Source organism: Amphritea atlantica (assembly GCF_024347255.1).
Classification (GTDB): Bacteria; Pseudomonadota; Gammaproteobacteria; order Pseudomonadales; family Balneatricaceae; genus Amphritea; species Amphritea atlantica.
Map to the genome: position 1 here is coordinate 800476 of NZ_AP025284.1, position 10258 is coordinate 810733.

Consider the following 10258-nt stretch of genomic DNA (forward strand, 5'->3'; position numbering starts at 1 on the left):
TCCGGTTAGTTTAGCTGGCCTGAGCCGGGGGTGAGTTCCATTGCTTCAGCTTTCGGTGGCTCAGGTTTTCGGGTATCGAGAATATGGGTCTTCAGAATGCCTCTGAGCTGTTGCGTTAGCCACAGCGGCTCTCTGCGAGGGTCGGCACTACGCTGATTCAGGCGGATTTGTCGGTACCCCTTGTTGCCACTCCGGCGTGCGGCGCGTTTTCGCAGACTAGCCTGCTGTTGCTGGACACTGTTGCGGTCAAACCACAGGTCCAGTATCGGAGCTTTGGCGTCTGAGATCATCTGTAGCAGGTTGGGTGCGTTTTTATCGTCCACCTGAGCCGGGTCAAGCAGTACCAGAAAACGGTTGGCCTGAGTTTCATCCTGCAAGAAATAGTACATCGCCCAGTCAGCCCCTTCGCCTACACCGAGAATGATTCTAACGTCGCCTTCTACTTCAGCCAGTTGGCTGGACGCTTGCTGGCCAAGTTCTGTTACCGTTTTTTGGTATGCCAACAGGCTTTTCTCAGCACTGGCGTTATCAGGAACCGATGTCGTTGCATCGCTGGCTTGCTGGCTGTTTACGGCTGTCGGATCCGCTGGTTGGGGAGTAGTGTTACTGACTGTCTCATCTGTGGGTGTTTGAACCTTACGTATGTCCTGCAATGTTGGCAGGGTTCGTGGAGGAATCTGTTCCTCTGGCAGGTCGGGCAGGGTGATGCTCAGTGTGTTCCAGCCATATTCGGTGAGCTGAGTGCGAAGGGGATGCACAATGGCTGGCCAGTCAGCACTGGTGGCTCTGTCAGGGAAGATCAGAACACTGCCGGCGGGTGATGAGCTGGCCGCGCGCAGCAGTAAAGCCAGTTGTTTCCGTTCCCCGGCTTCCAGCCAGATTACTTCGGTTTCCGGGCTTTGTGCCTGAGCAAGATCCTGCTGCTGTTGTTGCCACAGATCCGGCATGATCCGGACCGTCGCGTCAGTCTGATTGTTAGCTGCTGCTGTCTCTGTATTTTCGGCCGCACTATTTTGGCTGGAGCTTTTATTGGCATCATTGCCCTGCGCCCCATGCAGTGTCGCCGATGAAGATAAAAAGAGTGCAAAAATCAGTGCTTTGTTTGGTTTCATGGTGGGATTATTAAAGAGCATGACAGGATTAGCAAGGGCGAAAGTCGGTTGAGTTTCAATGTGTGCAAAGTACAATAGCCGGATTCCTCTTCCTACTACTTTCCGAGTTACGCTAATGGCTGATTATAAGATTGCTCCATCAATTCTTTCTGCAGACTTCGCCCGCCTGGGCGAAGAAGTTGAAAATGTACTTGCCGCGGGGGCTGATTATGTCCATTTCGATGTTATGGATAACCATTATGTCCCTAACCTGACCATCGGTCCGATGGTTTGCAAAGCGTTGCGTAACCACGGCATTCAGGCCCCGATCGATGTGCATCTGATGGTCAAACCGGTGGATCGCCTGATCGGTGATTTTATTGACGCCGGCGCCAGTATTATTACTTTTCATCCTGAGGGTTCTGAACATATTGACCGTTCATTGCAGATGATACGGGATGGGGGGTGTCGATCGGGGTTGGTATTTAACCCGGCGACCCCTCTTAGCTATCTCGATTATGTGATGGACAAGGTGGATATGATTCTCCTTATGTCGGTAAACCCGGGTTTTGGTGGCCAGAAATTTATACCCGCGACGCTGGATAAGCTGAAACAGGCACGGAAGATGATTGACCAGAGCGGCTATGATATCCGTCTTGAAGTGGATGGCGGCGTGGGTATTGGTAATATTGCCGGGATTGCAGCAGCCGGGGCGGATACCTTCGTTGCCGGTTCAGCCATTTTCAATACCGATGACTATAAAGCCACTATCGATAAGATGCGTGCTGAACTGGCTTCCGTGAACTAATCAGTTGGAAAGTAAACAGGGATTGAGTTTCTGATGCTATTAAGCGAGCTGTATAACCCCGGGTTACCCCAACTGGTGCTCTTCGATCTGGATGGCACTCTGCTTGACAGTGTGCCCGATCTGGCGCTGGCAATTGATCGTATGCTGGCTGCTCTTGATTTGCCGATGGCGGGCCAGTCTCGGGTGCGTCACTGGGTGGGTAATGGTGCTCAGATGCTGGTTAAGCGCGCGCTGGCCCACGCTACTGGGGTTGAGGAGTCCGATCTGTTTGACCAGGCTTTTACACTTTTTCTGCATCATTATGGCCTCTGTTGTGCGGAGCAAAGCAAACTCTATCCGGGGGTTGAAGCGTTGCTAACCTTTCTCAGGGATAACCAGGTTTCAATGGGGCTGGTGACGAATAAACCGATAGGCTTTACGGAGCGCTTGCTGGACGAGTATGACCTGCGTCGTTTTTTTTCCATTGTTCTGGGGGGCGACAGTCTGGCGGAGAAAAAGCCTCATCCCATGCCGCTGCTCTGTGCTATGGACAGGTTAGGGGTTGCGCCGGTTCAAACTTTGATGGTGGGGGATTCCCGCAGTGATATCAAAGCGGCGCAGCAGGCTGGTTGTAAAGTTGCCGCAGTGACCTATGGCTATAATCATGGTGTGCCGGTTTCTGCTTACCAGCCCGATATTATTATTGATGATTTGGCAGAACTCTTCAGTTAAGCAGCTCACCAGCTAAACTAATCAGATATGTATGACTCGCACGTTTACTCTGGGGGCTCTAGCTCGTCAAATAGCGCCATCCTGGCGGCATTGCAAACCGCCAGCACACCAGGGTGACTCACCCGGCGTTCCAGTGAAATGGCGTAAAAGCGTTCACGGATATCATCCATCCGCCCAATAACCTCGACCCCATACTGTCGGGTCATCTGTTGTTCAATGACGGTGGGGGCGCAAAAGATGCCGGCGCCGGACAGTCCAAACGCTTCGATCAGTGCGGTATCAGCGCACTCAACCCGAATATCCGGTCGTATTTTATAACGTTCGAACCAGCGCTTCAGCCCCATTCCCCGCTCGGTATCGGCCGATGGCATCAGCATCGGTGCGCCTTCAAGAGAAGCTGGAAAGTTGGCCCGGTACGTTGCTGCGACATTGCGGGTGGCAAAAAAGCTCAGGCCGCATTCGCCCAGAAGGTGATTGTATCCACGGATATGGAAACTGGCATCCAGTGGCCGGTCAGCCAGCACCAGATCGAGTTTCTGGGTTGCCAGATCGGCCAGCAGGCTGGGCAGTGGTCCCTCTTCGCAGATCAGTCGGCTGGCATCATTCAGGTTGAGTGCGGGTTCCAGCAGATGATAGGTGATCAGTTTCGGCAGTACATCGGCGATACCGATATTGAAGCGTTGCTGTTTGAGGCTGACGGGGTTGTGAATACTCTGTTTCAGTTCATCGCCCAGCAAAAAGATATCTTCAGCATAGTTAAGTGCATGTTGTCCTGCTTTGGTGAGTTTGAGGTTTCTGCCCTGTTTTCTGAAGAGGCGAGCCCCCAGTTCATGTTCAAGCAGTTTCAGTTGACCACTGATGGTTTGTGGCGTCAGGTGGAGCTTCTCACTGGCTTTGTTGATACTGCCTTCCTGAGCAACTACCAGGAAATAACGCAGGTGTTTGAAATTCATAGAAATGTCAGCCATTTGTTATTATGGTTCGAATAAATCTTACTATTTTGTTAGTAAATTCGAATTTTATTTGTCATTTTGCTGACTATACTGTGACTTATCGGATTTGTCATGATCCTTCAGGTTCTCCCCTACAGGATGATGACAACCGAGTTGTTGATAGGTTGTTATGTAAGTAAGTTGTAAGACTCTCCTCCAGTCTTAAGCAAATGGACTCTCATCCAAACATTCACCCGGCGCCCAAGGCCGGGTTTTTTTTGTGTGGTGCTGATGATGAAGAAACTAATCAAAGAATTCTTTCAGTTTGAAGCGGCGACCGGCATCCTGCTGATTATAGCGATGGTTCTGGCGATGATCCTTGCCAACTCCCCCTGGTCTGCTGAATATTATGAATTCTGGCGTATTAAAGGCGAGGTGCGGATTGGTTCGCTGGGGCTGGAAAAGTCCTTGCTCCATTGGGTTAACGATGGACTGATGGCGATGTTTTTTATGCTGGTTGGGCTCGAGCTGAAACGGGAAATTCAGGGAGGGCAGCTGTCAAGTTTATCTCAGGTCAGCTTACCGGGGATTGCGGCTGTTGGCGGTATGGCAGTTCCTGCTCTGGTTTTCTATCTGGTGAATATGCAGGGCAGTGCCATTGATATGCAGGGGTGGGCAATCCCTACCGCAACCGACATCGCTTTCGCTCTCGGTATTCTTTCCCTGCTGGGGCCGAGAGTGCCGGCATCGCTCAAGCTCTTTCTGATGGCGCTGGCGATCATGGATGATCTTGGCGCTATCATTGTCATTGCGCTGTTTTATACCGAGAATCTGGCAACTAATTCTCTATTGGTCTCAGCCGCAGCGATCAGTGTACTGGTGTTGATGAATCGCCTCGGTGTCGTTCGGGTGGCTGCTTACATAATTGTGGGTGTCGTGCTCTGGGTCAGCGTGCTGAAATCCGGTGTTCATGCGACACTGGCGGGTGTCGTGCTGGCACTGGCGATTCCTAATCGGGATACAGAAGAGGACGAGTCGCCTCTGAAGAAGCTGGAACATGCCCTGCATCCCTGGGTCTCATTCGCAATTATTCCTCTGTTCGCGTTTGTAAATGCCGGGGTTGATCTGTCCGGAATATCCTTTTCACAACTCTTTAGTTCCGTACCGCTGGGAATATTGCTTGGCCTGTTTATTGGTAAGCAGTTGGGTGTGTTTCTGTTCTCCTGGTGCTGGATTAAGCTGGGCATGGCTGAAAAACCAAAGGATGCTGATTGGCTGATGCTCTATGGTGTATCTGTATTGACCGGAATAGGGTTTACCATGAGTCTGTTTATCGACTCGCTGGCCTATGAAGGGGTAGAGGACCTCTACGGCGCTGCTGATCGTCTGGCGATTCTTGCCGGTTCTGCAACCTCTGCGGTAGTGGGGTATCTCATACTCAGGTTTGCACTACGCAATGTTAAAGAGGTTGGCCGCAGTGATGAGAGCAGCGACGAAAACAGACCATCCGTTTAAAAAAACGATGGAAGCTTTATTGATCCGGTTGATTCAGAGTGTGGGCTGCTATAAGGTTGGATCTCTGAATTAACGATTGTCTGGAATCACTGTGTCAGATTTGGTATCCCCAATTGAAATAACCCTATGCCCTCTCTATGTTGGTGAGCGCTGGCGATGGCGTAACTGAGCCCCGCTTTTCAGTTATAGCGTCCGGGCCTGGTTAACACTTTATACAGGCTACCCGAAATAGATTTCAAAACTCTGTAAACAGATAACGCAGAGTAGTTATGAGAGCAGACCATGACACCAGAACAATTTGCTGAGCTAGCCGCTCAGAACTTCAATCGCATCCCGGTGGTTCGCGAAGTCTTAGCGGACCTTGATACCCCTTTGTCCACCTATATGAAGCTGGCAAATCAGCCTTACAGCTACCTGTTAGAGTCGGTTGAAGGGGGGGAAAAGTGGGGACGATATTCAATTATTGGTCTGCCTTGCCGGACGGTGCTGAAAGTATCCGGACATAGTGTTCAGATCGAGACCGACGGTGAGATTGTCGAACAGGCAGAGGTTGCTGATCCCCTTGAGTTTGTCGAGCAGTTTCAGGACCGCTACCGGGCGGCTGAATTGCCGGGGCTGCCGCGGTTTAATGGTGGTCTGGTCGGTTATTTTGGTTATGACTGTGTTCGTTATGTGGAAAAACGACTGGCGGATAGTACTCCGGAAGACGTCATCGGTACGCCGGACATTTTGCTGATGGTTTCAGATGAAGTGGTCGTCTTTGATAATCTCAGTGGGAAGTTGATACTGATCAGCCATGCGGATCCAGATGAAGAGGATGCGTTAGCTCAGGCGCAGCTGCGTTTGGATGAGCTGGTGACCCGGTTGCGCTTTTCTGTGCCGCATCAGGACACTCAGGTAACTGAGCGTCGGGAGGTCTGCGAGTCAGAGTTTAAATCCAGTTTTGGGGAACAACAGTATAAGGATTCTGTCGATCGTATTAAGGAATATATCCTCTCCGGTGATGTGATGCAGACGGTGATCTCTCAGAGAATGACCATCCCCTTTACCAGCAGTCCTCTGGATCTGTACCGGGCGTTGCGCTGTCTCAATCCTTCACCCTACATGTATGTTTTACATCTGGGGGATCATCATGTTGTTGGCTCATCTCCGGAGATTCTGGCGCGGGTGGAAGATAACGTTGTCACGGTTCGCCCCATTGCCGGAACCCGTCCCCGGGGTGAAACCGAGGCTGAGGACCGGGCGCTGGAGAAAGATCTGCTGGCCGATCCAAAAGAGCTTGCAGAACACCTGATGCTGATCGATCTGGGCCGCAACGATGTGGGTCGGGTTGCAGAGGTTGGCAAGGTAGAGCTGACGGCGCAGATGGTGGTTGAACGCTATTCCCATGTAATGCATATCGTTTCAAATGTCATCGGTCAGCTGAAACCAGAGGTGTCGGTGATGGATGTCCTGCGTGCGACACTGCCAGCAGGAACCCTCAGCGGTGCCCCTAAAGTACGGGCGATGGAGATTATTGACGAACTCGAGCCGGTGAAACGGGGTGTTTATGGCGGTGCGGTGGGCTATCTGTCCTGGAATGGCAATATGGATACCGCGATCGCGATCCGTACCGCTGTCATTAAAGATGGCCAGCTTCATATCCAGGCGGGTGCAGGCATTGTGGCGGATTCGGTGCCCAGCTCAGAGTGGGATGAAACTATGAATAAAGGACGCGCAATTTTTCGCGCTGTGGCGATGGTTGAGCAGGGACTGGATAATCTCTGAGCAGTGCCGGGTGCTCTGAAAAAGCCTCCTCAGTGGAGGTTTTTTTATCCCTTTTCTTTATAGCAGAATATGTTTTTTTGACGCTGTTCACTGATCTGGAGCGGTTGACCTTCACCCCGGATTGTGGCCAAATGTGCACTCTCGCGGGAACAGGGAACGTTTTCAATTAGGGTATATTAACTATGGATGGTTTGCGGTGAAGATTAAAGTGACTCTGATTGCATTCAGGGGAATTGCTCCCGCAAGAAAAGTCGAGAAGATTTTTTCTGGCGAGGACTTCACCATTGGCAGGGCGGATGATAATGAGATCGTCCTGGAAGACCCTGATCGATACTGCTCGCGTTATCATGCCCGTTGCTACCAGATATCCGGTAGCTATTATCTCGAAGATACCAGTTCTCCAGGCACCCAGCTTAATTCAGGCCAGTTTATTACCCGTGGTCAGCGGCATAAATTTCAGGATGGCGATCGCCTGATAATTGGTGAGAATCAGTTACTGGTGACAGTTGAAGAGGATGAGCCTGAACACCCGCAGCAGGTGAGTATTGACTCTTTTTCTATCGATGATTTTTTTGCTGAAACTGAAACCGATTTCGTTGAATCAAGTGCTGCTTCGAGGGTAGCCCCCCTGCCCAATATCCCCTTGGGAAATACCGCAGATTATTACCGCGCGCAAAAACATCAATATGAGGCTGATGCAGTCGATCAGCATCCTTTTGATTTCTCAGACCTTTCCCCACATGGTACTGATTCCTCTGAAGTAACACCTCCTGTCAGTGAACTGTTAGCGGTAGCCAATGACGTTTCTGAAGCGTCTGAAACGTTGCAATCACCCGGTTGCGACTCCGGTTCCGATAGCCTGACAAAACAGCCGCAGAACGCCTTGTTAACCGGGAGGGAAGAGAGTGTTGCGACAGTTGAACAGGATCAAACTGCTGAGTTACATATCGATAGTCGTGCTATGCGCGCTTTTCTGGATGGGCTTGGTTTAAAGCCTGAAGATCTGATTGGCAGGAATAAAGTTGAGATTATGCATTCAGCAGGGGAGATGCTGAACATTCTGACCAAGGGAACCATGGAGATTCTGCAAACCCGCAATGAGATCAAACGGGAGTTTGGTATGGATGTAACCCGCATCGGTGCAGTCCGCAATAACCCGTTAAAATTTTGTCAGCGTGTCGAAGAAGCGATGTTGATTATGTTAACCCACTCAGAAGGTTATCTTGGTCCACAGGAGTCGGTTTCGGAAGGGGTCGTAGATGTAAAAGCACACCAGGTTGCGGTTATGTCTGGCATGCAGGCGGCGTTGACTGCCCTGTTGAAACGCTTTGAGCCGACAGCATTAGAGTCGCAGCTAAATGTGCGCTTTACCCTGTCAAAAAAGAGTCGCTACTGGGATATGTACACAACGGCATATCAGCAGTTGCAGTTAGAAGCTCAGGATAATTTTCATGGTCTTTTTGGTGAAGAGTTCTCCCGGGTGTATGAAGAGCAGGTGCGACAGATTAATAAGGTTTTGTAGGTGATGCTCTGGCTGTGATGATGTTATCACCCACACAAGAAGACGGAACATTAAAGTTTACAGGGATGAGTAGAAATAATGAATAAAACCGGTTGGTTGAATACTCCAAAACAGATGCTCGTGGCAGGAGGGCTCAGTAGCCTGCTGGTTTTTTCTGCATCCGCCGCAGATCTGACCGATGCATTGTCAACGGGCGGTGCGGCTCCCCGGCTTTATGATCAGCTGAAACCCGCGCCAAAAGCGCTCGATCTGACTATTCCTCCCCGCAAAGAACGCCCTGTTGACCTGGATGCCGGGCCTCAGTTTGATGTCAATGTGCTGAATCTATACCAGCTTATTCCATCAAAGAATATTAAGAGGCTGGTGAGTGATGATGTAGTCGTTGAGATGCTGATGGCTGCAATGGTGGAGAACAATGCCCGTTTTACACTGGGACGATTGCAGCAGCTGGCGGATAAAATCACGAACTATTACCGCGCCAAAGGGTTGGTGCTGGCAACGGCCTATGTTCCCGCCCAGGATGTGGTGAATAATACGGTAGAGCTGCATCTGCTGATGGGGGAACTCACAGATATAGAGGTTTCGGGTGATTCCTCTTATGACGCGGAAATGATAAGCCGCGTTTTTTCTGATCAGATAGGTAAGCCGCTGAATAAGTCGGATATAGAGTCTTCATTATTGACTGTGCTCGATTACCCGGGTCTTGATATTTCGGGGATTCTTGAGCCTGGTGATCAGGTAGGCTCTACCAAAATGCTGATCAATGTTAACAGTGAGGATCGGCTGTCCGGTGCCCTCTATCTGGATAATAAAGGTTCACAATATTCAGGTGAAGAGCGTCTGGGTCTGGACCTTTCCGTGAATAACCCTCTGGGGTTGGCTGATAAGCTGACGCTGAATTTTATCATACAGAATAAGCCTGAAGTTGACGGTGACTTTTCAGTGGATAATGCGAAGTATAGTGGGGCAACATATGAGTTTAGTCCGGTGGACTCTGACTATATCGCTTCACTGCATTACCATCAGAGTGACTACGAAATAGGGCGTGACCTGGCTGCATTTGCGTTTGCGGGTAAATCAAAGCAGTGGAAAGCCGGGTTGAAAAAACAGCTGGGCCGTAGTCGAACCCGAAACAATTATGTTAAGGGTGAACTGGTTCATGATCGGGTAAAAAATACTCAGGCGTCGGTACAGAACAGTGCGGATAAGCTTACCGCTCTGGTTGCTTCCTATGGTTTTGATTTCTCAGATAACATTTTTGGTGGTGGTTTTACCCGGGGGGAGGTGTCATTCGAGCACGGTTTAGCCGGCATTCTGGGGGCGATGGATAATGATGATGAAAATGCCAGCCGTATCACATCTGAAGGCCCAGCTCCTGCCGACTATAACCTGATCGAATTAAACCTATCCCGCTATCAGCGGTTGTCTGAAAATAATGCGCTTATTGTTAAGTTCAATGCGCAGTATTCGCCGGATTCATTATTCTCGGTTAAACAGTTTAGCATGGGTGGGTTTGACAGTGTCAGGGCCTACCCAAGCGGTGAGTACCTGGCTGACTCCGGCTTTTATACAGGGTTAGAGTTGATCAGTAACGCCCCAGGGTTTGCCAGCCAGCCCGCATTTAATAATCGTACCTGGGGAGAGGTTTTACAGCTAATGCTGTTTGCTGATTATGCCCATGGTTATAAGAATAATGCACTGCTGGGTGAAGAGTCTCAGATAGACCTGAGTGGGCTGGGCGTCGGTTTGCGCCTGATGCCTGCGACATCATTTACAGCGACCTTGTCCGTTGCTACCCCTCTGGGGAGCAGGAAAGCTACGAATAATCGTGACCCTCAGGTTTATGGTGAACTGAACTATCTGTTCTGATTCTGACTGAATACGAAAAAGCTCTGCAATAAATTACTAAACT

At 50.2% G+C, this 10258-nt stretch carries 8 protein-coding genes; 6 read left to right on the top strand and 2 right to left on the bottom strand.

The genetic code is table 11. The features are described 5' to 3' along the window. Positions 1-5: 5 nt before the first annotated feature. Entirely contained in the window at positions 6-1112 is a 1107-nt protein-coding gene (locus tag OCU43_RS03710; protein ID WP_175483628.1) for a DUF3530 family protein, read from the bottom strand. Between the two features lie 115 nt (positions 1113-1227). Between OCU43_RS03710 and rpe the strand changes: the two genes are divergently transcribed. Together rpe and OCU43_RS03720 are read left to right on the top strand one after the other, a co-directional pair. Beyond that, positions 1228-1899: a ribulose-phosphate 3-epimerase gene (gene rpe / locus OCU43_RS03715; RefSeq protein WP_091362177.1), complete on the top strand. Its 672-nt coding sequence runs from the start codon at positions 1228-1230 to the stop codon at positions 1897-1899. Between the two features lie 33 nt (positions 1900-1932). After that, positions 1933-2610 (top strand): phosphoglycolate phosphatase, encoded by a 678-nt coding sequence (locus tag OCU43_RS03720; protein WP_091362178.1) that lies wholly within the window; start codon positions 1933-1935, stop codon positions 2608-2610. Positions 2611-2654: 44 nt separating this feature from the next. Here the strand turns inward: OCU43_RS03720 and nhaR are convergent, their stop codons facing one another. Further along, entirely contained in the window at positions 2655-3563 is a 909-nt protein-coding gene (gene nhaR, locus OCU43_RS03725) for a transcriptional activator NhaR (protein ID WP_091362179.1), read from the bottom strand. A gap of 273 nt (positions 3564-3836) precedes the next feature. On the opposite strand from nhaR, the gene nhaA reads away from it, so the two are divergent. From nhaA to OCU43_RS03745, 4 genes are all read left to right on the top strand, one after another. After that, on the top strand, positions 3837-5057 hold the full coding sequence (gene nhaA, locus OCU43_RS03730; RefSeq protein WP_217647484.1) for a Na+/H+ antiporter NhaA: 1221 nt from the start codon (positions 3837-3839) through the stop codon (positions 5055-5057). Positions 5058-5339: 282 nt separating this feature from the next. Then, positions 5340-6824: an anthranilate synthase component I gene (trpE, locus tag OCU43_RS03735; RefSeq protein ID WP_091362180.1), complete on the top strand. Its 1485-nt coding sequence runs from the start codon at positions 5340-5342 to the stop codon at positions 6822-6824. Positions 6825-7020: 196 nt separating this feature from the next. Then, positions 7021-8346, top strand: a complete 1326-nt coding sequence (gene tagH / locus OCU43_RS03740; protein ID WP_175483629.1) for a type VI secretion system-associated FHA domain protein TagH — start codon at positions 7021-7023, stop codon at positions 8344-8346. 78 nt (positions 8347-8424) lie between these two features. After that, positions 8425-10215 (top strand): ShlB/FhaC/HecB family hemolysin secretion/activation protein, encoded by a 1791-nt coding sequence (locus tag OCU43_RS03745; protein WP_091362182.1) that lies wholly within the window; start codon positions 8425-8427, stop codon positions 10213-10215. Positions 10216-10258 lie beyond the last annotated feature (43 nt).